The organism is Mycobacterium paragordonae, from assembly GCF_003614435.1.
Lineage (GTDB): Bacteria > Actinomycetota > Actinomycetes > Mycobacteriales > Mycobacteriaceae > Mycobacterium > Mycobacterium paragordonae.
The window spans coordinates 2,983,268-3,005,714 of sequence record NZ_CP025546.1 but is presented as its reverse complement, the minus strand read 5'-3'; the positions used below and the strand labels follow the sequence as shown (position 1 = coordinate 3,005,714).

Below are 22,447 nucleotides of genomic sequence, written 5' to 3'. Positions count from 1 at the left end.
TCGGGGATGCGAAGAATTCATTTGGGATCCACGAAAAGGGCCAAGAGGACACGCCCGGAGAAGACCAGATGGCAGTCGTGGGGCGGCTTTTCACCTGCCGTCCGACAGGATCGGACCCAGGTCAGCTGTGCCGGGCCCACACCCGGGTGACCGGGTTGCATTCGATCAGGTAGCCGTCGCTGGATGCGGACATGGCGAAAACGGGGATGTCCGGTCGGTCACACGAACTGCCGGCGGAGTGCACGCCGGTCGTGATCGGCGCCTTGCTCCACACGCCGCCCTCGCAGACGACCTGCTCGTTACTGGTCTGGTCGTAGCCGAGCTTGTCCACGTCGCTGCAACTTCCGCTCAGCACCGGCGGCATCGGACGGGTGGCCGGTACGGCGGCCGCGCCCATCACCTGCGCCGGGTCACCGAGAGGCAGATTCGGGGGCACGTCACCCACCCGCGTCGCCACCACCGGCACCCGCAGCACCGCTCCCTGGGCGCCGCATTCGTTGCTGCCTACCGTCTCGGTCTGCACCCCGCGCAGGGTGCCGTCAGACTGCAGGGCCAGCGAGAGCGCCACGGTCTCCTGCTGGGTGTTCTGTGCCGTCTGGTTCGCCTGATGACAGCTGATCCGGATCTGCTGGGAGGCTCCCTGCCAGTAGCCGGCGGCGAACTTCAGCGTGTCGGTCTCGCCGCCGTCGGTGGTGTCAGCCACCTGATGAGTGGCGTCGTCGAGCCGAACCCCGGTGGCCGCGCACCCGCCGGGGGTGCAGACGGACCGGAACGCCCACCAGTTGGTGGTGCCTCCGTCGTGCCGAATGGGGGTGCCGTTGGTGGTGCGCTTAGCCCGGTTCAGGTCGAGCCGGTAAATGCCGTCGAGCACCCTGCCGGACGGTGCGGACACTGCCGCGGAAGGCGCCGGTGCGGCGGGCCGGGCAGCCAGGGCAGGGTTGGGCTGGGATGGGTCGGGTTCGAAGCTGTACAGCGTCGACCAGGTGGCGGCCACGGCGATGAGGACGGCACACACCAGCGCGGCCGCCATCCGGACGCGCGAGGGAACGCGACGGCTCGGGGCTACCTGAGCGAGCGGCGGCTCGGGCGAATCAGCTTCGCAGGCTTCATCTGAACCCGCACGGACCGCGGCGGCGAACATCCGGCACCGCTCGAACCGCTCTTCCGGATTCTTGGCCAGCGCCCTGGCGAACACGTCATCCAACTGAGCCAGATCCGGGCGGTAATCGCTGAGCCGCGGCGGCTCGTCGTGTAGGTGCTGGCTGATGACCGCGACAGGATTGGGGTTGCGGAATGGCGGCGCACCGGTGAGCAGGTGAAACGCGGTGGCGGCCAAGGCATATTGGTCGGCGCGCCGGTCGATGTTGGAGCCCGCCAGTTGTTCCGGCGCCGCATAGGCGACGGTTCCGACCGCGACATTGGTCTGGGTGATTCCGCTGATGTCGGCGAGGTGACGCGCAACACCGAAGTCCGCCAATAGGATTCGACGCTCCTGGCTGTGCGGGTCGGTTTCGGGGTAGGTGAGCAGGATGTTGGCGGGTTTGACGTCCCGGTGCAGCAGCCCGCGGTCGTGGGCGTAATCGAGTGCTCCGGCAACGGCTTCCAGGATCGCGCACACATCGCCGACCGGCATTCCCTGCGGGTGCGCCTCTTTCACCAGGCGGGAGGCATCGGTGCCTTCGACGTAGTCCATGGAGATCCACAGTTGGCCCTGGAATTCGCCACGGTCGTGCACGCCGACGATGTGCGGATGCCACAGCGTCGCCGCGAGATCGGCTTCCCGGTTGAATCTTTCGCGGAACTCGGTGTCCGCGGTGATCGCCTCGGCAAGCACCTTGATCACGTCACGGCGGGGCAACCGCGGATGCAGGGCGAGGTACACCTCGGCCATCCCACCGGCGCCGAGCTGCCGCAGGATCGTGTAGCCGGCGAACGACGCGCCGCGGGCCATTCCCGGCCGAACCGAGAGGTCGGGCGCGGGGCCGGACGCGAGGACCCGGCGCCGACGGTGCGTGACAGTTGTCACAAGCCCGCGGCCGGCCCTGAGCCCAGCCTTGAGACGCCGGGTGGCGCCAGGTCGTTCTTCCATCCGCAAATGCCCCCTCCTCCATTGGCATGATGCACGAAAAGCATTGGCGCAGGACGGGATGCAAGCTATGAAACAGCTATGTATGACCGCCCGGGACACATAGGAACGTCACAGCTGAGACACAACCAGCAACTCACGAGCGGGCTAATCTAGGAGTGGTGAGTCGACCAGCCCCGCCGGCATTGACCATTCGGCATGACGGGTTCCAACGTTCCTTCGCCCCAGGCTATGAGGTGGTTGTCGGGCGCGATCTGCACGCCGATCTCCGCATCCCGGACCCCCGCATTTCCCGCGCGCACCTGATTCTGCGGTTCGACCAGGGCCGCTGGCTGGCGATCGACAACGGGTCGCTGAACGGCACCTACGTCAACGGCTACCGGATGCCCGTCGTCGATATCCATGACGGCCAGAGCATCAACGTGGGCAATCCCGCGGGGCCGCGCCTCACCTTCGAGATCGGCCGCCAGCGCGGGCCGGCAGGCCGGCCACCCAGCACCTTCAACAATCGGGCCCGCCACGACAGCGGGCCGCCCACCCTGGCGTGGTCGGTCAGCCCACCGCGTCCTGCGCCACCGCAGTCCAATGGCCGCCCGGTCCCGCCGCCGCCCAGGCGCCCGGCGGCTCCACCGATGCCGCCCGAGGAAGTCACCACCGTCAATGTCGGGCCCCCGCCCGCCGATGTGACGGTCATCGACGCCAAGTCCGCAGACGTATCGGGCCTGGCCACGCGGATGGTGAGAATTCTGTCGCCGCGCTCGGGCGCAATCTCCGGGGCTCCGAAGTCGACCGGCGCCATCACGATCGGCCGCGCGAACGACAACGACATCGTCGTGTCCGACGTCCTGGCAAGCCGCCAGCACGCGACCCTGCGAACGACACCGCTGGGCACCGAGATCCAGGATCGCAGCGTCAACGGCACGTTCGTCAACGGCACCCGGGTCGGCTCGGCGATCCTGTCTCAGGGTGACGTGGTCACCATCGGCAACGTCGACCTGCAGTTCAGCGACGGCACACTCGTCCCGCGCAGCGATACTGCGACCCGCACCGGCGGTCTCGAGGTACGCGGGGTCAACTACACCGTCGACAACGGCAAACAGCTGCTCGACGGCATCTCCCTGACCGCTCGGCCCGGAACCCTGACCGCCGTCATCGGCGGGTCGGGCGCCGGAAAGAGCACGCTGGCCCGGCTTATCGCCGGGTATGCCCGACCCAGCAAAGGCTCTGTCAGCTTCGAAGGTCATGACGTCCACGGCGAATACGCGTCACTGCGCAGCCGGATCGGGATGGTGCCCCAGGACGACGTGGTGCACCGCCAGCTGACCGTGCATCAGGCGCTCGGATACGCCGCCGAACTCCGGCTGCCGCCGGACACCAGCAAATCCGACCGCGCGCGGGTGGTGGCCCAGGTTCTCGAAGAATTGGACCTGACCAAACACGCCGACACCCGGGTGGACAAGCTCTCGGGCGGCCAGCGCAAACGGGCCTCGGTGGCACTCGAACTGCTCACCGGGCCGTCGCTGCTGATCCTCGACGAGCCCACATCGGGGCTGGACCCCGCCCTCGACCACCAGGTGATGATGATGCTGCGCCAGCTGGCCGACGCCGGCCGGGTGGTGATCGTGATCACGCACATGTTGTCCTACCTGGACATCTGCGATCAGCTGCTGCTGGTCGCGCCCGGCGGCAAGACAGCGTACTCCGGGCCGCCCGACCAGATCGGCGGGGCGATGGGCACCACCAACTGGGCCAAGATCTTCAGCCAGGTGGGCGCCGACCCTGCCGAAGCCAACCGCCGATTCCTGGAACGGAGCCAGTCGCAGGAACGACCAGGACCGGATTCCGCCCCCGCCGACCTGGGTGAGCCGGTGCACACCAGCCTGCGCCGGCAGATCTCGACCGTCGCCCGGCGGCAGGTTCGGTTGGTGGTGGCCGATCGCGCCTACTTCGTGTTCCTGGCACTGTTGCCGTTCATTCTCGGCGCCCTATCCCTGACCGTGCCCGGCTCGAACGGATTCCGCGCGGTCGGAGAGCACGGCGGCACGCCGGACGAATCCGCGCAGATCCTGAACCTGCTGCTGCTGGCGGCGGCTTTCATGGGCACCGCCCTGACCATCCGCGACCTGGTCGGTGAACGGGCGGTCTTCCAGCGCGAACAGGCAGTGGGTTTGTCGACGACGGCGTACCTGCTGGCCAAGACGGCGGTGTTCTGTGTGTTCGCCGTGCTGCAGGCGGCGATTGCCACGGCCATCGTCGTCGGAGGCAAGGGCGCGCCGACCCGCGGCGGGCTGGTGCTGGGGCACGGAAACGTCGCGGCCACCTTCGAGTTGTTCCTCACCGTGGCCGCTACCTGCGTGGCCTCGGCCCTGCTGGGACTGGGCATCTCGGCGGTGGTCCGTTCCACCGAACAGATCATGCCGCTGTTCGTGGTGTCGATCATGGCGCAGCTGGTGCTGTGCGGCGGCATGGTGCCGGTTACCAATCGGATTGTGCTGGAACAGGTTTCCACGGTGGTGCCGGCACGCTGGGGTTACGCCGCGGCCGCGTCGACCGTCGATGTGCGGTCGCTGGTTCCGGGCTCCCTCGTCCCCCAGGACAGGTTCTGGCAGCACACGTCCAAGATCTGGTTGTTGGACATGGGGATGCTCGTCGGGTTGTCGGTGTTCTATGCCTGCTTTGTGCGGTGGAAACTTCGCCTGCGCAGATGAGGGCGCAGGTAGAGTCTGACTATCCATCCGCCGAAGCACGAGACATTCGACCTGGCCGCCCGCACCAACACCGATCCGAAGGGCATTGTGCGGGCGGTCGACGAGTACGCCGTACATCCGTGGGGGCTGTATCTGGCTCGCCCCACACCGGGCCGCGAGCAATTTCACTATCTGGAATCCTGGTTGCTGCCGTCACTGGGTCTGCGCGCCACGGTGTTTCACTTCAACCCAGGTCATGAGCGCAACCACGACTTTTACCTGGACATCGGCGAATACACCCCCGGTCGCACGGTGTGGCGTTCGGAAGACCACTACCTCGATATCGAGGTACGCACCGGTGGCGGTGCGGATTTGGCCGACGTTGACGAACTTTTGGACGCCGTGCACCAGGGGTTGCTGAGCCAGGACGTCGCTGAGCTGGCGATCCGGCGCGCGGTGACCGCCATTGATGGGTTGGCCCGCAACGGATATGACCTGGCTGCGTGGCTGACGAGGAAGGGTATGACGCTCGGGTGGCACGCTTCTGGCGCCAAAACAATTCCCTCCCAATGACACTCGCAGTGTAGTCGAGTACACAGTTTTCCCGGCGACCGGCCGGGTACCCAATTGCCATGTCCCTGAGCAACTACGGGCCAAATGGCCGACATCGCCGGCAGCGCCGCGCTCCTGTAGACGGACCGTGCTTCGTCGTTCAGCACCGGCTGGCACGCAGCGATCACTACGACTTGTGCCTGGAAATCGACGGAGTGCTGGTGTCGTGGACCATCGCCAATGGGCCGTCGGTGAGCCCGGCGGATCAGCGGATGGCCCGGCGCTCCGAAGACCACCCGATCGAGTACGCGGCGTTTGAGGGCGTGATCCCCGAAGGAGAACACGGCCCCGACGGTGTCGTCGTCTGGGACCACGGCACGTACGCCAACGGAACTCGCCACGACATGGCCAAGGGCCTTGCCTGCGGCCATGTTTCGTTCCATCTGCGCGGGGACAAGCTGCGCGGGCGGTTCGCCTTGACCCGGATCCGCGAGGGTGCCGAAGAAACGTGGCTGCTGGTCAAGCGCCGCGACGAGAATGCGCACGCCCTGTCATGACGTGCGCCGCACGAGGTCATGACATGCGCCGCACGAGTTTGCGCCAACGCCGCTGCCGATACCGGAAGATCCCGTTCGCAATCGCCGCGGCGGCACCGGTGAGCGCGCCGGCGTCGATGTCGATGGTGTCGCTGTAGCGGCACGAATCTGCTCGCAGCGCTTCGACACGCAAGGTGTGGTTCCAGGTTTTGAGTAGCCCGCCGTGTTCGTGAGTGCGAATGGTCCCCGTCGGCTGGTCAACCTCGACGACCTCGATGGTGTGTCGATACGCCGGGATCACATGGAACGCCATCAGCCACCCGGTGCCACGCTCACCCGTCCGCAGCGACTCGGTGCGTCCGGCGAGCGCGGGGAATCCGAACATGCCCTTGCAGACGTAGAGGAAGGTGGCCGGCGAGAGCATCGCCGACCACACGCGGTCGGCGCTGGTGGGCAGGGTGGTTTCGACGTGAACGGTGCGCACGGCCGGCTCCTTCGCGAGGCTAGTTAGGGTAACCTAATTTTGCGACCATCCGGTCCGGATGACTACTCGCTTTCACCCAGGAGACGGACGATCACCCCGACAGACCGATTTCGGCAGCGCAAGCAGCCCAAACAGGGGCGGGCAACCGAAACCCGGCAACGCATCCTCGATGCGGCTGCTCAGGTTTTCGCCGAGCATGGCTACGTCGCGGGGACCACCAACCGCATCGCCGAAGAGGCCGGACTGTCGATCGGGTCGCTGTATCAGTACTTCCCCAACAAGGACGCGGTGCTACGGGCACTGATGGACGCCCACGTAGACGCGGGATCGACGTTGCTGGGCGAACGTCTGGCGGGTGGCTTGCCACCACGGCTCGACGACACGCTGCGGTTGTTCGTGCGTGCGGCCATTGACAACCACCGAGACAACCCGCGCCTGCACCGCGTGCTGTTCGAGGAAGCTCCGCGCGCGCCGGCGTTTCTGGCACGGATGCGCGAACTGGAACAGTTCGGTGTGGACGTGGCCGCCCGGCTACTCGAGCAGCACCCCGACGTCCGAACCGGCCGAATGACCGCGCATGTCGTCGTCGCGACGATCGACTCGCTGGTGCACCGCCTCGTCACGTCACCGGACGGGGCGGATTTCCAGGATGTCTTCCAAGTTGTCGAAGACGAAATCGTCCTATTGCTGATGGGCTATCTGCGTCAGCCGGGCCGCAGATCATCAACGCGGGAGTAACGCGTCCAGGTCGGCGATCGCGCGCAGCGTGTCGTTGAGATGCGTGCAGGTACTGGTGCCGACGAATTCGCCGCGTACGCGGTCGCGTAATTCGGTGAGGGCCATGCCCTCGATGCGTGCCGCACTTGCGATCGCCCCGGGGCACTCCTGCCACGGCAGCACCCGCACTTCGGCGTCGACCGAACTGATGGTCCGCGTCGAGGTGTCGACCCGGCCCGCCACGGTGTATTCGTGCACGATCGTCTCGACGAGATCGTCGTCCATATGGGAATCGCGGAAGTGCGCTTCGAAAGCCGCCGACTCCGCGGAGCCGTCATCCACCGGCCACACGTCGAGGCGACGGAACCTGCGCATGCCCCGGGCACGCAGCGGCTCCACGGGGTGCAGGCCGTCCAGCGGTGGCGCCACCGGACCGCGGCCGGTCGGAATGACGTCGTGCTGGCGGGTGTACCGGATCAAGGACGCCTCAGGGGCGAAGCCCGCGCAGATTTTGGACATCCGGTCGGCGACGCCGGGCGGCATCTTTTGCTCTGTGCCCACAACGATCGCCGCGTGCTGAGTGGCGTATCCCGAGACCAGGGCCGCCCCGACCCAATCGTCGAGCAGCAGGTTGAGCAGGCTGGCGCGCTGCACGTCCTCGGGGAACAGCGTCTCGAGCGTCGTCCGGAACCCGCGGCCGACGCGGCAGTCTCGCAGCCGATCCAGATCGCCGGCCTGCGGCGATGCAGAGATCTCCGCGACGACGTTGTCTACCAGACGAGCACTGACCCGGACCTCGCCCAACACATCGCTACCGTCCGCGTCGCGGGCCCGAAGGTCTACCTGTGCCTCAATCGGACCGGAGCCCCCCGTCTCGTCCGGATGGGTGTCGATGGTGCTGGTGCGCCGTCTCCGGCCCGCCACCAGCGGCGGCGCCGAGTGGGCAACGGGCCTTCGCGGGCCGAGGATGTCCGTGACGAACGGCATGAAACGACGGTACCGGCGGCTTGCGGACCCGCGAAGCCAGGGCATCGAGCGGCGCCAGGGCATCCAGCCGGCGCCAGGGCATCCAGCTGGCGGCTAGGGTTTCCAGCCGGTCGCGTCAGCCCACTCCCAGGCGCGTCGGTAGGCATCCAGGAACCACGGTTCCTTGGCACTCACGTATCGCACGATGTTGCCGTCGCCGGTCGCGTCGGCCGCCCGCTTGACCGCCAAATAGTCTTCGCGCACAGCAGGATTCGCCTTCAGCCAATCGACGAACAACAGCGCGAACTGCTGATTGGGCCAGCCGTCCACCCGGATGTGCACATTGGTGGGCCGGCCGGGATCGGCCGACGCGTGAATCCGCTTGTGCCACAAAGCGGGATCATCGCTGTGATCGAAGCCGGGGACCGTGCTGCGAGCGTCGGTCTTGGCGGCATCCTGGGTGATGTGCTCGAGGCGCGGGTAGCCGGCCGCCAGCAGTGGTTCGGCCAGTTCGTCGGCGACATCCAGTGATGGCACGGTGATCTGGATGTCGATGACGTTCTTGGCGTCCAGCTCCGCCACGGCGGTGGAGCCGATGTGGTCGACCCGCACCAGTCGGTGGCCGCCCGCGGTCTTCAACCGGTTGACGATGCGGCGGGCCTGATCCGGCCACGCCGGGTCGGCCGGGGTCAGCCGGGCCTCCGCACGCGCGGGTTGACGCTCAGTCAGGTTGTGCGCAAACGGCAGGATGCGGTTGTGCCACACGTCGCGGGCACGAAGCACCAGGTCTTCCTGGCTGCCCGAGTTGTCCAACCAGATGTCGGCGACGGCACGACGCTGGTCGTCGGTGGCTTGCGCGGCGATGCGTGCGCGGGCATCGTCCTCGGCCATCCCCCGTTGTTCGACCAGCCGCCGCACCCGCAGTTCGACGTCAGCGTGCACGATGACGACAAGCGGGAACAGCGGCGCCATCCCCGATTCAACCAGCAGCGGAATGTCTTCCACCACAACGGAATCCTGCGCGACGGCGTCGATGATCTCGGCGCGGCGCTTGGCAACCAGCGGATGCACGATGCCGTTGAGCTTCTTGCGCTCTTCCTCATCGGCAAAAGCCTTGGCCGCCAGAGCCGGTCGATCCAGGGCACCGTCGGGACGAAGAATGTCTTCGCCGAAGGCGTCTACCAGCGACGCCAGTCCTTCGGTCCCTGGTTCGACCACCTCACGGGCGATGACATCCCCGTCCACGATGATTCCACCGCAATCCGAGAAGGTCTTCGACAACGCCGATTTCCCGGCGCCGATGCCACCGGTCAGCCCGATGCGCAGCATCCGCGCTGGTTACGCGCTGCCGGCGAGCTTTTCCCGCAGAGCCGCCAGCTGGGCGTCGCTGGCCAGCGATCCACCCGCGGACTTCTCCGAGGAGCTGCTGCTCGACGACGACTGACCGCCGCTGGCGTGGTCCGCCGCCTCCGCCGCAGCGAACTTCTCCATCTGCGCGGTGTGCATCTTGTGCCGGCGCTCGGCCTCGGCGTAGCGGGCCTCCCACTCGTTGCGCTGGGTGTCGAAACCTTCCATCCACTCGTTGGTTTCGGCGTCGAAGCCCTCGGGGAAGATGTAGTTGCCCTGCTCGTCGTAGCTGTCGGCCATGCCGTACTTGGCCGGGTCGAACTCGTCGGTGTAGTCCTCGTTGGCCTGCTTGAGCGACAACGAGATCCGGCGACGCTCGAGGTCGATGTCGATGACCTTGACCATCGCGTCGTCGCCGACGGCAACCACCTGGTCGGGCACCTCGACGTGGCGCTCGGCCAGCTCGGAGATGTGCACCAGACCCTCGATGCCCTCCTCGACACGGACGAACGCACCGAAGGGCACCAGCTTGGTGACCTTGCCCGGCACGATCTGCCCGATCGCGTGGGTACGGGCGAAGTGGCGCCACGGGTCTTCCTGAGTCGCCTTGAGCGACAACGAAACCCGCTCGCGGTCCATGTCGACGTCGAGCACCTCGACGGTGACCTCGTCGCCTACCTGCACCACCTCGGACGGGTGGTCGATGTGCTTCCAGGACAGCTCGGACACGTGCACCAGACCGTCCACCCCGCCGAGGTCGACGAAGGCGCCGAAGTTGACGATCGAGGAGACCACACCCTTGCGGATGGTGCCCTTCTGCAGCTGGTTGAGGAATTCGCTGCGCACCTCGGACTGGGTCTGCTCCAGCCAGGCGCGCCGGGACAGGACCACGTTGTTGCGGTTCTTGTCCAGCTCGATGATCTTGGCTTCGATCTCCTTGCCGATGTACGGCTGCAGGTCGCGGACGCGGCGCATCTCGACCAGCGAGGCGGGCAGGAAGCCGCGCAGCCCGATGTCGAGGATCAGGCCGCCCTTGACGACCTCGATGACGGTGCCCTTGACGGCCTCGTCCTTCTCCTTGAGCTCCTCGATGGTGCCCCAGGCGCGCTCGTACTGCGCACGCTTCTTGGAGAGGATGAGCCGGCCCTCTTTGTCCTCTTTGGTGAGAACCAGGGCCTCGACCTCGTCACCGACGGAAACGACCTCGTTGGGGTCGACGTCGTGCTTGATGGAGAGCTCGCGGGCGGGGATGACCCCTTCGGTCTTGTAGCCGATGTCGAGGAGCACCTCGTCCCGGTCCACTTTGACGATGGTTCCCTCGACGATGTCGCCATCGTTGAAGTACTTGATCGTTTTGTCTATTGCGGCGAGAAAGTCCTCGCTGGTGCCAATGTCGTTGACGGCTACTTGCGGCGAGGTGACGGTGGGACTCGGCATATTGTTGGGTTGCTCCGGACAGGGTTCATCGAAGGGACATTTGGGTTTACCCATTGAGGCTACTCGACGGGGCGCAAGCTGGACAAACTCGCCCCCCGCCGAAGCGGCGGGCCTCCCTGCGTCAGCGGCGGCGCCCGATCGAATCCGACACTAGTCCGCCGGGCATCAACCACTGCTGCGGCTCGCGCTCGATGAACACCGCGATCGCGTCCGCCACCCGTTGAGAGGTCTCCTGCACCGCGTCGCGCACGTTCTGGTCGTCACCGCCGAGCGGGACTTCGGCGGGGATCGGCTGGCCGAAGACCGGCTCACGCTGGTGTTTGTGCTGGAAGACCGCGCCCGGGACGATCAGCGCGCCGGTGCGCAGCGCCAGCAGCGCCGGACCCGGCCCGATCGGGCGCTTGATGCCCGCCAGATCAACCTGGATTCCCGTGCTCGTCCCTTCTCGGGCACCTTCGCGGGCCCGGAAATAGTCGCCGGCGATCGCGACGATGCGGCCACGCTTGATGGCATCGGCCATCGCGGAGGTGATGCTGACGCCGGCGGTGCGTTCGACGACGATGAGCTCCAAACCGGCTTTTTGGGCGCCGCGCGTGATCACCCACTGCATCAGGGCGCGCTGCCGGTTGGCGACCACGGTGGTGGGCAATCCGTTGAGCGCAAGCACGATCGGCAGCGCCGCGTACGAACCGAGATGCGGGAAGGCGACGATGGCGCCGACCCCGGCGGGTCGACCGGCGTCGAGCGCGGCATGGATGGGTGACGGGTCGGCGATGTGGAAGCGCCGCCGCGCTGCGGCGTGCGGCGCGGCGAGGAACCAGATGGCGTCGTTGGCGTTGCGGACCAGTGCCCGGTACATCGCGCGGACCGGCTGCCATGTGCGGGTGGAGAACTGAGCCGTCGGGTCCACGTTGTCGCGGAAATCCTGCAGCACGTTCAGGTGCTGGGCGCGACCGCGCCAGTAGACGAATCGGGCCACCACGGCCAGGAACGCGTCGGCCACCGGCGCCGGCAACAGGGCGAACGCTTTCGACGCCACCATCAGCGGGTAACGCAGGAGCGGGCGGCGCTCAGCGACCTCCGACATCTCAGCAGTCTAAGTTCGCGGATCGCCTTTAATGCGCGGCGGCGTCCCAGCTGCGGCCGTAGCCGACCGACACCTCCAGCGGCACGTCCAGCGGATAGGCCCCGCCCATCTTGTCGCGGACCAGCGCCTCGAGCTGGTCGCGCTCCCCGGGGGCGATCTCGAACAGCAGCTCGTCGTGGACCTGCAGCAGCATGCGCGACGCCAGGCCGCTGGCCTTGATCGCCTTTGCGACCTCGATCATCGCCACCTTGATGATGTCGGCGGCGCTGCCCTGGATCGGCGCGTTGAGCGCCGCCCGTTCTGCGGCCTCCCGTACCTGGCGGTTGCTGCTGTCCAGCTCCGGCAGGTAGCGCCGCCGACCCAGCACCGTCGAGGTGTAACCGTCCTTGCGGGCCTGCTCGACGACCGCCAGCAGATAGTCACGCACTCCGCCGAACCGGGCGAAGTACTGGTCCATCTGCTCCTTGGCCTCTTCGGTGGAGATCTTGAGCTGGGCGGACAGCCCGTATGCGCTCAGCCCATAAGCCAGGCCGTAGGACATCGCCTTGACCCGGCGTCGCAGTTCGCCGGTGACCTCGTCGATCGGCACCCCGAAGGCCCGCGAGGCGACGAAGGAGTGCAGGTCCTCGCCCGTGTTGAAGGCCTCGATCAGCCCTTCGTCGCGCGACAGGTGCGCCATGATCCGCATTTCGATCTGGCTGTAGTCGGCCGTCATCAGCTCGGCGTACTCGCCCTTTCCGACGACGAACGCGTCGCGGATCTGCCGCCCCGCGTCCGTGCGGATCGGGATGTTCTGCAGGTTGGGCTCGGTGGACGACAGCCGGCCGGTCGCGGCGATCGTCTGGTTGAACGTCGTGTGAATGCGCCCGTCGGCGGCCACCGAGTTCAGCAACCCGTCCACGGTGACCTTGAGCCGGGTGACGTCGCGGTGAGTCAGCAGGTGCTGCAGGAACGGATGGCCGGTCTTGTCGAACAGCGACTGCAGGGCGTCGGCGTCGGTGGTGTAGCCGGTCTTGGTCCGTTTGGTCTTGGGCATGCCGAGTTCGTCGAACAGCACCACCTGCAGCTGTTTGGGCGAGCCGAGGTTGATCTGCTTGCCGATCACGGCGTACGCGGCCTCGGCGGCGTCGCGGATCTCGTCGGCGAACTGGCTCTGCAGCTCGGTGAGCATGGTCAGGTCGACCGCGATGCCGACGCCTTCCATGTCCGCCAGCACCCGCTGCACCGGAAGCTCCATCTCGCCCAGCAGGGCGGTGGAGTCGATGCGGGCCAGCTCGGCGTCCAGCGCGTCAGCCAGGTCGATGACGGCCCGCGCCCGCAGGATCGCGGTCTGCACGGCCTGGTCGTCGGTGCCGTCCGTGTCGTCGAGCAGTGAAAGTTGTTGTTGTTCAGCAGTTTCCGCCCGCAACTCACGCCTGAGGTAGCGCAGCGAAAGGTCGTCGAGGGTGAAGCTGCGCTGGCCGGGTCGCACCAGGTAGGCGGCCAATGCGGTGTCGGAGGTGACTCCATCGAGCGTCCAGCCGCGGCCTCGGAGGTCGTGGATCGCGAGCTTCGCCTCATGCAGCGCCTTGGGCCGGTCGGGATCGGCCAGCCAGGCTGCCAGCGCGGCGTCGTCCTCGGGTGTCAGGGTGGCGGTCTCGATGTAGGCGCCGTCCCCGTCGGCGGCGGCGATGGCCAACGCCGTGGCGTCCCCGCCGTGCGGCAGATGGGTGCCCACCACGGTCAGGCCGGACCGGCGGCCGTCGTCGGCGTGGTCGGCCAGCCACTGCCCGACGGTGCCGGGTTCCAGCGCGCCCCCACGCACGTCGAAGCCTTCGTCGACTTCGGGTTCGACGGCGGCCAGCGTGTCGAACAGCCGGTCCCGCAGCACCCGGAACTCCAGGTCGTCAAACAACCGGTGAATATGGTCGCGGTCCCAGGGCTGCAACCGCAGCGTGTCCGGGGTCTGTGCCAGCGGCACGTCCTTGACCAGCTCAGTGAGCTCGCGATTCAAGACGACGTTGGCCACATGGGCCCGCAATGCGTCGCCGACCTTGCCGCGCACCGACTCGACATTGTCGACCAGCCCCTGCAGCGACCCGTACTCGATGATCCACTTCGAGGCCGTCTTCTCCCCCACCCCGGGAATGCCCGGCAGGTTGTCGGACGGGTCGCCCCGCAACGCGGCGAAATCCGGGTACTGCCGCGGGGTGAGACCGTATTTTTCGACGACGGCGTCGGGGGTGAAGCGGGTGAGCTCGCTGACGCCTTTGCGCGGGTAGAGCACCGTGACGTCCTCGCTGACCAGCTGCAGCGAATCCCGGTCGCCGGTTACCACCAGAACCCGGTAGCCCTCGTTCTCGGCCTGGGTGGCCAAGGTGGCGATGATGTCGTCGGCCTCGAATCCGGCCTCGGCCAGAACCGTGATACCCAGGGCGCCGAGCACCTCTTTGGTGATGTCGATCTGGCCGTGGAACTCGTCGGGAGTCGAGGACCGGTTCGCCTTGTACTCGGGATAACGCTCGGACCGGAAGGTCTGCCGCGATACGTCGAACGCCGCCGCGATATGCGTCGGGGCCTCGTCGCGCAGCAGGTTGATCAGCATGGCGGTGAAGCCGTAGACCGCGTTGGTGGTCAGGCCGCCGCGGGTCTTGAAGTTCTCCGCGGGCAGCGCGTAGAAGGCGCGGAACGCCAGCGAGTTGCCGTCCAACAGCATCAGGGTGGGCTTGTCGTTGGCGGTGTCTGCGGGAGTCGCCGTGCCGGCTGCCGTCCTTGCTGGGCTCACGGCCCTACTCTAGGCACCGCCGCCGACATCACAGCAGCCGCCGCTGGGCGGTCACGTCGTACTCGCAGACGCAGCCGGAAACTATCGCGTCTTGTTGCTCGTCGCTTGGTCCGCTGGCTCGAAAGGCGTCGACGGCGGCCTGCGACTCCCACCGTTCGACGATGTTGACGCGGCCCGCATCGACTGGGTCGGCGCTGATCGCGAAATCCAGACAACCCGCTGTATGACGGGCCAGCCGGATCACCTCCGAGCAATTGGCCAGGTAGTTGTCCCGGCTCAGCGGGTCGACGACGATGAAGCCCGCGACGATCACCATGAAACGCTCCTCCGCATGCGTGGTCGGTTTCCTGGTATGACCCCCTGCGTCCGCCGATCTCATCGGGTGACCGGCGAGTCGACGTCCCGGCAACTGGAACACGTTTCAGTTTTCCGGCCTTCGTTGAGTAATCTGGCCTGGTGCCAGAGGTCACCAGCCAAGAACCGGCCATCGACGGGTGGTTCGCCACCGATGACGCCGGACATCCCCATCTGATCGGCAGCAAGTGCCCCGCATGCGGAACCTATGTCTTTCCCCCGCGCGAGAACAACTGCCCCAACCCGGGCTGCGACAGCGACTCGCTGGAGTCGGTCCCGCTGTCGCGGCGCGGGAAGCTGTGGAGCTACACCGAGAACCGCTACCCTCCCCCGGCGCCCTACCCCGCCGCGGACCCGTTCGAACCGTTCGCCATCGCCGCCGTCGAACTCGCCGACGAGGGAATCATCGTGCTGGGCAAGGTAATTGAGGGCACGCTCGCCGCGGATTTGAAGGTCGGCATGGAGATGGAATTGGCCACCATGACGCTGTATAGCGACAACGACGGCGTAGAACGCATCGTGCACGCGTGGAAGGTGGCCTCATGAGTCCCGAACCGCTGTACATCCTGGGCGCGGGCATGCACCCGTGGGGCAAGTGGGGCCGCGACTTCACCGAATACGGCGTGGTGGCCGCCCGTGCGGCGCTCGCCGAAGCCGGGTTGGACTGGCGCCAGATCCAATTGGTCGCCGGAGCCGACACGATTCGGAACGGCTACCCAGGATTTATTGCCGGGTCGACGTTCGCGCAGAAGCTCGGCTGGAACGGGGTGCCGGTCAGCTCCAGCTACGCCGCGTGCGCCAGCGGCTCGCAGGCGCTGCAGAGTGCCCGTGCGCACATCCTGGCCGGCTTCTGCGACGTCGCGCTGGTCATCGGCGCGGACACCACCCCCAAAGGGGCCTTCGCCCCCGTCGGCGGGGAGCGCAAGAACGACCCGGACTGGCAGCGCTTCCACCTGATCGGCGCAATGAACCCGGTGTACTTCGCGTTGCTGGCGCGGCGCCGGATGGACCTCTACGGGGCCACCTCCGAGGATTTCGCTCAGGTCAAGGTCAAGAACTCGCAGCACGGCCTGCAGAACCCAAATGCCCGCTACCGCAAGGAATCCTCGGTCGAGGACGTGCTGGCCAGCCCAGTGGTCTCCGACCCGTTGCGCCAGCTCGATATCTGCGCCACCTCCGACGGCGCGGCGGCGCTGATTGTGGCCAGCGCGGACTTCGCCCGCAAGCATCTCGGCTCGCTCGAAGGTGTGCCGTCGGTGCGCGCGGTCAGCACGGTGACCCCGCAGTATCCGCAGCACCTACCCGAATTGCCCGATATCGCAACGGATTCCACCGCAGTGGTACCCGCACCCGAGCGGGTGTTCAAGGACCAGATCCTCGATGCCGCCTACGCCGAGGCCGGCATCGGCCCCGAGGACGTGAGCATGGCTGAGGTGTACGACCTGTCCACCGCGTTAGAGCTGGACTGGTACGAGCATCTTGGCTTGTGCCCCAAGGGCGAGGCCGAGGCGCTATTGCGTTCTGGCGCAACCGCTTTGGGGGGCCGCGTCCCGGTCAACCCGTCGGGCGGGCTGGCCTGCTTCGGCGAGGCGATTCCGGCCCAGGCGATCGCTCAGGTCTGCGAGTTGACCTGGCAACTGCGTGGTCAGGCGACGGGCCGGCAGGTGGAGGGTGCGCGCGTCGGCGTCACCGCCAACCAGGGGCTGTTCGGGCACGGGTCGTCGGTGATCGTCGCCCGCTAGCGCCTGTTTCGGCGGCGTGAGCGTGCGCAGAATGCCGCCGCCAACGGCGTGTCGCTGTACATCTGCGCACGCTCGCGGCAGCCGAACCCTCTGCGGGGGCTTCGTTGGGCGCGAGCGTCCCCAAAATGCCGCCCAGCGCGGCGTGTCCGCGGCAACACGCGGGCGCTCGCTACCCCATCGGTGAGGCCAGCGCCGCGAGGGTCCCCTAAATGCCGCCCACCGCGGCGTGTCCGCGGCAACACGCGGGCGCTCGCTACCCCATCGGTGAGGCCAGCGCGGCGAGGGTCCCCAAAATGCCGCCCACCGCGGCGTGTCCGCGGCAACACGCGGGCGCTCGCGGCCCCCATCGGTGAGGTCAGGACAAGCGCCGGCGCCTACTCCTTCGGAGTGTCGAGGGTTTCCAGCACGACCTCGGCGACGCGCTTCATCGACGTTCGCCGATCCATCGCAGCCCGCTGTATCCACTTGAAGGCTTCCGGCTCGGTCATGCCCTGCTTGACCTGCAGCAGGCCCTTGGCCCGCTCGACGAGCTTGCGTGTCTCCAGCCGGTCCGAAAGCGTCTCCACTTCCCGTTCCAGCGCACTCAGCTCACTGAACCGGCTGACCGCCAATTCGATCGCCGGAACGAGGTCGCTTGCCGTGAACGGCTTGACCAGATAGGCCATCGCGCCCGCGTCGCGGGCCCGCTCGACGAGATCGCGCTGGCTGAACGCGGTCAGCACCACGATCGGCGCGATGCGCTTACTGGCAATTTCAGCCGCCGCGTCGATGCCATCACGCCGGGGCATCTTCACGTCCATGATCACCAGATCGGGCTTGTGCCGCTCGGCCAGTTCGACAGCTTCCTGGCCATCGCCGGCCTCGCCGACGATGTCGTACCCCTCCTCTCGCAGCATCTCAGCCAGGTCCATGCGGATGAGCGCTTCGTCTTCCGCGATGAGGACCCGGCGGGGCGGCGGAGTGGCGTCGGCGTCGGGGGTGGGGCCGGTCATGACGGACATTGTGACGCGACGGCTGTGCGCGGTCACTCGGGGGGTTGCTCTAAGGTGGGAGACCGGCATCAGCCCTCGTATCCCAACTGGCAGAGGAAACGGATTCAAAACCCGTCCAGTGTGAGTTCGAATCTCACCGAGGGCACAACCACTGTGCGCGCATTCGTGCTGGTAGAGGCGATTTCCGAGGCACTCAGACGCTGGTATTTGGCCGCCGTGCCCACATTTTGCCCACATTTTCATCTAACTTCTGCGCAACTCCACTCAAGTCGTCGTCGAAAAGATCGGCGTACACGTCCAGCGTCATAGCCGCCGAGGCGTGCCCAAGCATTCGCTGGACTACCTTGGCGTTCGCACCGGAAGAGATTGCTAGGGACGCGGCTGTATGCCTCAGAGCGTGCGCGGTGATCTGCGGGAACGTCTCGTCAGCGACCCGGCAGCGATCGACGGCACCGGACAGCCACGACTTGTTCGACGCGGGCGGCCCGAGGTATCCACCGTCACGGGCTGGCCAGATCAAGTCATCACGCCCCTTGCCTTCGCACGTCACGGCCAGCTCGTCGACCACGAACGGCGCGAGCGCCACCGTGCGGCTGTGGCCCGACTTGAGCGTGCCCACATGCGTGCGGCGGCCGACCGTGACCGCGTTGCGGTGCAGCACGACGCGCCGCCGCAGAAAGTCGATATCGGCAGGCCGCAGTGCGGCAGCCTCACCCCAACGCAGACCGGCCGTGCCGAGCAGCAGCACCAACGATCCGTAACGCCCCGCTTCCATTGCCAGAGCGCGCAGCTGGGCGGCGCTGAGGTAGATGTTCTGACGGCGGGTACGGGCCGGGAGCTTCACGCCACGCGCCGCGTTGGCGACGATCAAACGATCGCGCACCGCGTCGTCAAGGATGCGGGCCAGCACCGAGTAGATCGCGACGACCATCGACGCCGAGAGCTGATCGGACAGCTCGGCCACCCAAGCTTGGACCTCGGTGTGCACGACGTCGCAGACTCGCACGTGAGCCCACTGCGGCTTGACGTGCACGCGCCAGGCCGATTCATACGACCGGTACCCGCTGGGCTTCATGTGCCCTTTCTGGCGGGCCAGCCAGCCCGGTCCCAACTCCCCCACCGTGACGCGGCCCAGCGATGGCGCGACGTACTCGCCGCGCAGCTTGGTCACTTCGACAGTGCTCGCGAACCGCTCGGCGTCGCGCTTGGTGGTGAAGCCGCGCTTATCGGTCTGACGGCGGTCCGGCGTGCGGTAGCGCACCCGCCAGCGTTTGCCTGACTTCGTTTGATAAGCCTCAATTTTCGCCATCGCTGACCGCCTCTCTGAGTTCCGCCTTAGCCTGCATCCCCACGCGGGCTCGTTTCTGCTTGGTGACACCCGGCCCGGCTCGGCGGTCGCGTTCGTCGGTGAACGACCGGCCCCACAGTCCGGCCATGACTTCGGCGGCCTGATCGGGGTCTAATTCCAGCTCGGCCGCCACCCGGTAATCGACGTCGAGAAAACTGCGGCGCACCGCCTCGCTGGCGCTGAGCGCTTCGGGCTGACGCGGCTGGATCGGTTCGCCCGAGAGCGCGGCACGAATGCTGGCCAGCTCGGCGACGTGCTCATGCCCGAGGCTGACCGGCCCGTCGCCGGGTAGCAGCTCGGTCAGCGTCACTGGCCGCTCAAGCAGGTCGGAGAATGCCTGAGTGAGACCGTAAAGCGTTGCTAGCGTTGGGGTTACGGCTCCGCGTTCTAGCTCGGCGACGCGGCCGGTTGTCCAGCGCGTCAGCCCGGCGAGCTGGGCTGCGCGTGCTACTTCCGCAGTGCGGCGCTCACCGCGCAGCGACCGGCACGCGGCACCGACCACGGCCGCGATTGTTGGTGGTTCGTCGGTGCGGGTCATGAGTCCTGACTATAGACGTAATAACGAGTGGAGTTGCGTGTTTCCGAATATAGCTGTAGACCTAGCTAATGCCAATGCAGCGCCGTATATCAGAGCAAATACGCTTCCAACACAGTGTTTGCTATTCGGTGTTTGCTATTCAGCAAACATTAGGAGTTGGGCCGTGAACAAAACCGCCGCTGACCTGCTGTCTCCCCGAGACCCCGAAGCCGACGCGCGGGCCGTGCGAGCTGGCCGCCCTAGGCCCAGCCCGCAGAATCGCGCCGCCGCCCGGCGTGATCGCCGGTCGCCAGATGAGAAATCAGCCCTGGCAGTGCTTGACCCGCTGCTCAGTTGCGCCGAGGTCGCGCATTGGCTGAACACGACACCCGGCCAGCTTTCGCAATGGCGATTCCACGGTGAAGGGCCGCCGTTTATCAAGCTCGGCCGCGCGGTGCGCTACTCCCGGTCGGACGTGCAGGCGTGGCTTGAGGCGAACACCCGCCAGCAGACCGGCTAACCAAACGGACGCGACCCGCTCACAGGGCGAGTGAGCGGGTCGCAATATCCCACGGACAGGAACCACCCAATGCTATCGAGCACCACCGCCACTCTCGACCGGGTACAACGGTGACCGCCCAACCGGCCGACGCGGGGCGCGACCAACGCCCACCCGAGCCCGAATGGATGAAGGTTGCCGATGAGGAAATCGAGCACCTCAAGCAGATCAATCCCAATTGGAACCCGCGCCGCCGTCGAAACGGTCACAACGGTCACGCCGTGCCGCCCAGCGCGCCGCCAGGCAGCAATCCGGCCTACGTGAAGGCCGCTGTCGACGGCGAGCTGGCCGACTTGGAGTCCGCACCACCGGGCACCCGTAACGCCACCTTGAACGACACGACATTGCGCGGTGGCAGGTTACTACTGCCCTTTGGTCCGGCGGCTCGCGAAGATTTTCGCTCGAATCTCGTCGACGCTTGCCACGCTAACGGGTTAATTCGGGATGATGGCCTGAAAAGTGTTGAAGACACCATTGATTCAGCGTTTCTCAAGGCGGACAGTGACGGCCCGGCCGTCGTTCCGAAGCCCACGGTTCCAGAGCCCAAGGTGGAAATCGTTGCCGCACTGCCACAGAGCGGCAGCTGGACGCCACCCGCGGACGAGGTGAACACGACGAAGTCGCTGGACCGGCCGCGCGTGTTTCGGGCGACTGAGCTGCAACCTGCCCGACAGCCGCGATGGCTGGCCCGTCAGCGGCTACCGCGCGCCGCCGTGAGTCTGCTTATCGGTCCCGAGGGCATCGGCAAGTCACTGCTGTGGGTCTGGTTGGTCGCGTTCATCACGACCGGCAAGCCGTCGCCTGAGTTCGGCATCCCCGCCCGTGATCCGGCGCGGGTGCTGTTGGTGGTGACCGAGGACGACTGGTCGACCGAGGTACTGCCGCGCCTGTTGGTTGCGGGTGCAGATATCGACATGGTTGACGTGATCTGCACCGAGGTCGACGGGAGCGGTTCGCCGCTGTTCCCGCGCGATATGCAGCTCGTCTATGAAACGGGCCACGACGCCGCTCTGATCGTCATAGACGCCTGGCTGGACACCGTTCCGGCACAGATTCATGTTCGGGATACTCAACAGGCGCGAGAAGCGTTGCACCCGTGGAAAGAAGCCGCGACTTCGACCGGTGCAGCCGTGTTGTTAGTCACCCACACGAATCGCATTTCATCCGGCAACACCAGAGACACATACGGGGCAACCGTGGGGCTTCGGCAGAAAGCCCGCATGGCGCTCTACGGAACGCAGGACGACGACGGCAATCTGGTGATCGGTCCCGATAAGGCCAACGGTGTAGCGACGGTGAACGCCAGCGTGTTTGCGATCAGCAGCACGCCGTTCTTCCCGCCCGCCGAGGACCACGACGGCACCGTTGGCCAGCTCGGGTACGTCCGGGACTCTGACCGCCCAATCAAGGCGCACGTGCTTGGTGCGTTCGAGGCCGAGCGTGGAGACGACCCACAGGAACGTGTCAACGCCGAGGTTTGGCTTCGGGAGTACCTGACCAAGGAAGGTCCGCGAGCCAAGTCGGCCGAAGCGAAGCGTGATGCGATCAAGGCAGGCATCTCGGACAAAATGCTTCGCCGGGCGCGGGAGAAACTGCGCGTCGTCTACGGGTATGAAGGCTTCCCGGCCGACAGTGTTTGGTCGCTCCCTGAGCAAATTTCCGACCTTGCCACCGAGGCCGGTGCAATATGACCAATTTCAAGCAGTCGTGCCCGCAGTTGTGCCCCGGCCGCCATATATCTCGTCCGAAGGGCACAACAGGCCCAAACCGGGCAATAGCCGCAGCTCAGATCAGCTATGCCCAGTCGTGCCCCGAAGGCATAGCAGGGCATAACTGGGCACAACAGTCGCGATCTGCGGAAATAGGCTCAAATCCTCCTGTTGTGCCCTGCGATCAGAGATATAGGGGCCGGTGGGCACGACTGCGGACACGGCGGCCAGCACACTCGACAATCGTCACGGTTACGTCGGTGAAGGCAAGGCCGAATAGCAAACTCGGATCACCGATGCGCGCGGCAGTCCGCAGCAGTCCCGCAGCAGTCGCAATTACCGGCCGTTCGACAGTGACGCCGCCGAACCTGGCCCGCTCTGTGGTGTCGGTCTGCGGACTCGCGCACGGCGACCGGCGACTTCGCCAGCTCGCCCGGCGCGTTGCAGCTCGTTGGCAGCTCGTCAACGAGCTGGCCGAGCGCGAGTGCGTCAGTGCGTTGCGAGTGCGTCAACGCACTCGGACCCACGCCGAACCTGGCCCGCCCAACCGCCTAACCGAGAGG

19 protein-coding genes and 1 tRNA gene are annotated in these 22,447 nt (G+C 66.6%); 9 read left to right on the top strand and 11 right to left on the bottom strand.

The features are described 5' to 3' along the window. Positions 1-121: 121 nt before the first annotated feature. Positions 122-2,089 (bottom strand): serine/threonine-protein kinase, encoded by a 1,968-nt coding sequence (locus C0J29_RS13895; RefSeq protein ID WP_120792677.1) that lies wholly within the window; start codon positions 2,087-2,089, stop codon positions 122-124. 158 nt (positions 2,090-2,247) lie between these two features. Here C0J29_RS13895 and C0J29_RS13890 point away from each other — a divergent pair, with 158 nt between their 5' ends. From C0J29_RS13890 to C0J29_RS13875, 3 genes are all read left to right on the top strand, one after another. Continuing rightward, entirely contained in the window at positions 2,248-4,794 is a 2,547-nt protein-coding gene (locus tag C0J29_RS13890; protein ID WP_242460431.1) for an FHA domain-containing protein, read from the top strand. Positions 4,795-4,881: 87 nt separating this feature from the next. Beyond that, positions 4,882-5,346 carry a ribonuclease FAU-1 family protein gene (locus C0J29_RS13880; protein ID WP_120792675.1) on the top strand — a complete coding sequence of 155 codons (465 nt, stop codon included), beginning with the start codon at positions 4,882-4,884 and terminating at the stop codon, positions 5,344-5,346. Positions 5,347-5,405: 59 nt separating this feature from the next. Beyond that, positions 5,406-5,882: a DNA polymerase ligase N-terminal domain-containing protein gene (locus C0J29_RS13875; protein WP_120792674.1), complete on the top strand. Its 477-nt coding sequence runs from the start codon at positions 5,406-5,408 to the stop codon at positions 5,880-5,882. 16 nt (positions 5,883-5,898) lie between these two features. Here the strand turns inward: C0J29_RS13875 and C0J29_RS13870 are convergent, their stop codons facing one another. Next, positions 5,899-6,345 carry a hypothetical protein gene (locus tag C0J29_RS13870; protein ID WP_120792673.1) on the bottom strand — a complete coding sequence of 149 codons (447 nt, stop codon included), beginning with the start codon at positions 6,343-6,345 and terminating at the stop codon, positions 5,899-5,901. A 39-nt stretch (positions 6,346-6,384) separates the two neighbouring features. Here C0J29_RS13870 and C0J29_RS13865 point away from each other — a divergent pair, with 39 nt between their 5' ends. Further along, entirely contained in the window at positions 6,385-7,083 is a 699-nt protein-coding gene (locus C0J29_RS13865) for a TetR/AcrR family transcriptional regulator (protein ID WP_231513393.1), read from the top strand. Here C0J29_RS13865 and C0J29_RS13860 read toward each other — a convergent pair. The 6 genes from C0J29_RS13860 to C0J29_RS13835 all read right to left on the bottom strand — a co-directional run bounded on the left by C0J29_RS13860 (position 7,069) and on the right by C0J29_RS13835 (position 14,979). Continuing rightward, positions 7,069-8,049 (bottom strand): DUF2889 domain-containing protein, encoded by a 981-nt coding sequence (locus C0J29_RS13860; protein WP_120792672.1) that lies wholly within the window; start codon positions 8,047-8,049, stop codon positions 7,069-7,071. The genes C0J29_RS13865 and C0J29_RS13860 overlap by 15 nt on opposite strands. 93 nt (positions 8,050-8,142) lie before the next feature. Beyond that, the gene (gene coaE / locus C0J29_RS13855; RefSeq protein ID WP_120792671.1) at positions 8,143-9,357 is read right to left on the bottom strand and encodes a dephospho-CoA kinase; all 1,215 of its coding nucleotides are present in this window, start codon (positions 9,355-9,357) and stop codon (positions 8,143-8,145) included. 9 nt (positions 9,358-9,366) lie between these two features. Further along, positions 9,367-10,812, bottom strand: coding sequence for a 30S ribosomal protein S1 (gene rpsA, locus C0J29_RS13850; RefSeq protein WP_065049098.1), 1,446 nt, complete (start codon positions 10,810-10,812; stop codon positions 9,367-9,369). A gap of 121 nt (positions 10,813-10,933) precedes the next feature. Further along, positions 10,934-11,899 (bottom strand): lysophospholipid acyltransferase family protein, encoded by a 966-nt coding sequence (locus C0J29_RS13845; RefSeq protein WP_065164767.1) that lies wholly within the window; start codon positions 11,897-11,899, stop codon positions 10,934-10,936. A 28-nt stretch (positions 11,900-11,927) separates the two neighbouring features. Continuing rightward, positions 11,928-14,594 (bottom strand): DNA polymerase I, encoded by a 2,667-nt coding sequence (gene polA / locus C0J29_RS13840; protein WP_065049128.1) that lies wholly within the window; start codon positions 14,592-14,594, stop codon positions 11,928-11,930. Between the two features lie 97 nt (positions 14,595-14,691). Next, positions 14,692-14,979 carry a putative quinol monooxygenase gene (locus tag C0J29_RS13835; protein ID WP_120792670.1) on the bottom strand — a complete coding sequence of 96 codons (288 nt, stop codon included), beginning with the start codon at positions 14,977-14,979 and terminating at the stop codon, positions 14,692-14,694. 140 nt (positions 14,980-15,119) lie between these two features. Here C0J29_RS13835 and C0J29_RS13830 point away from each other — a divergent pair, with 140 nt between their 5' ends. Next, the gene (locus C0J29_RS13830) at positions 15,120-15,563 is read left to right on the top strand and encodes a Zn-ribbon domain-containing OB-fold protein (RefSeq protein WP_120792669.1); all 444 of its coding nucleotides are present in this window, start codon (positions 15,120-15,122) and stop codon (positions 15,561-15,563) included. Beyond that, on the top strand, positions 15,560-16,759 hold the full coding sequence (locus C0J29_RS13825) for a lipid-transfer protein (RefSeq protein ID WP_065164764.1): 1,200 nt from the start codon (positions 15,560-15,562) through the stop codon (positions 16,757-16,759). The genes C0J29_RS13830 and C0J29_RS13825 overlap by 4 nt, the downstream gene beginning before the upstream one ends. A gap of 374 nt (positions 16,760-17,133) precedes the next feature. On the opposite strand, the gene C0J29_RS13820 is transcribed toward C0J29_RS13825, so the two are convergent. Beyond that, entirely contained in the window at positions 17,134-17,751 is a 618-nt protein-coding gene (locus tag C0J29_RS13820; protein ID WP_065049129.1) for an ANTAR domain-containing response regulator, read from the bottom strand. A gap of 71 nt (positions 17,752-17,822) precedes the next feature. Between C0J29_RS13820 and C0J29_RS13815 the strand changes: the two genes are divergently transcribed. Next, positions 17,823-17,896: transfer RNA gene (locus C0J29_RS13815), tRNA-Leu, on the top strand. Between the two features lie 48 nt (positions 17,897-17,944). Here the strand turns inward: C0J29_RS13815 and C0J29_RS13810 are convergent. Together C0J29_RS13810 and C0J29_RS13805 are read right to left on the bottom strand one after the other, a co-directional pair. After that, positions 17,945-19,060: a tyrosine-type recombinase/integrase gene (locus tag C0J29_RS13810; protein ID WP_120792668.1), complete on the bottom strand. Its 1,116-nt coding sequence runs from the start codon at positions 19,058-19,060 to the stop codon at positions 17,945-17,947. Beyond that, complete coding sequence (locus tag C0J29_RS13805) at positions 19,047-19,637, bottom strand: hypothetical protein (RefSeq protein WP_120792667.1); 591 nt, start codon at positions 19,635-19,637, stop codon at positions 19,047-19,049. Before C0J29_RS13805 ends, C0J29_RS13810 begins: the two co-directional genes overlap by 14 nt. Before the next feature lie 163 nt (positions 19,638-19,800). Here C0J29_RS13805 and C0J29_RS13800 point away from each other — a divergent pair, with 163 nt between their 5' ends. Together C0J29_RS13800 and C0J29_RS13795 are read left to right on the top strand one after the other, a co-directional pair. Continuing rightward, positions 19,801-20,136, top strand: a complete 336-nt coding sequence (locus C0J29_RS13800) for a helix-turn-helix transcriptional regulator (protein ID WP_242460430.1) — start codon at positions 19,801-19,803, stop codon at positions 20,134-20,136. Between the two features lie 110 nt (positions 20,137-20,246). After that, positions 20,247-21,866, top strand: a complete 1,620-nt coding sequence (locus C0J29_RS13795) for an AAA family ATPase (RefSeq protein WP_120792666.1) — start codon at positions 20,247-20,249, stop codon at positions 21,864-21,866. The last annotated feature ends 581 nt before the right edge of the window (positions 21,867-22,447 follow it).

Coding starts and splice junctions, on each gene's coding strand:
- coaE (WP_120792671.1), bottom strand. CDS start 9,357: ATGCTGCGCATCGGGCTGACCGGTGGCATCGGCGCCGGGAAATCGGCG.
- C0J29_RS13805 (WP_120792667.1), bottom strand. CDS start 19,637: ATGACCCGCACCGACGAACCACCAACAATCGCGGCCGTGGTCGGTGCC.
- C0J29_RS13845 (WP_065164767.1), bottom strand. CDS start 11,899: ATGTCGGAGGTCGCTGAGCGCCGCCCGCTCCTGCGTTACCCGCTGATG.
- C0J29_RS13810 (WP_120792668.1), bottom strand. CDS start 19,060: ATGGCGAAAATTGAGGCTTATCAAACGAAGTCAGGCAAACGCTGGCGG.
- polA (WP_065049128.1), bottom strand. CDS start 14,594: ATGCTGTTGGACGGCAACTCGCTGGCGTTCCGCGCCTTCTACGCGCTG.
- C0J29_RS13875 (WP_120792674.1), top strand. CDS start 5,406: ATGTCCCTGAGCAACTACGGGCCAAATGGCCGACATCGCCGGCAGCGC.
- C0J29_RS13895 (WP_120792677.1), bottom strand. CDS start 2,089: ATGGAAGAACGACCTGGCGCCACCCGGCGTCTCAAGGCTGGGCTCAGG.
- rpsA (WP_065049098.1), bottom strand. CDS start 10,812: ATGCCGAGTCCCACCGTCACCTCGCCGCAAGTAGCCGTCAACGACATT.
- C0J29_RS13820 (WP_065049129.1), bottom strand. CDS start 17,751: ATGACCGGCCCCACCCCCGACGCCGACGCCACTCCGCCGCCCCGCCGG.
- C0J29_RS13825 (WP_065164764.1), top strand. CDS start 15,560: ATGAGTCCCGAACCGCTGTACATCCTGGGCGCGGGCATGCACCCGTGG.
- C0J29_RS13835 (WP_120792670.1), bottom strand. CDS start 14,979: ATGGTGATCGTCGCGGGCTTCATCGTCGTCGACCCGCTGAGCCGGGAC.
- C0J29_RS13860 (WP_120792672.1), bottom strand. CDS start 8,049: ATGCCGTTCGTCACGGACATCCTCGGCCCGCGAAGGCCCGTTGCCCAC.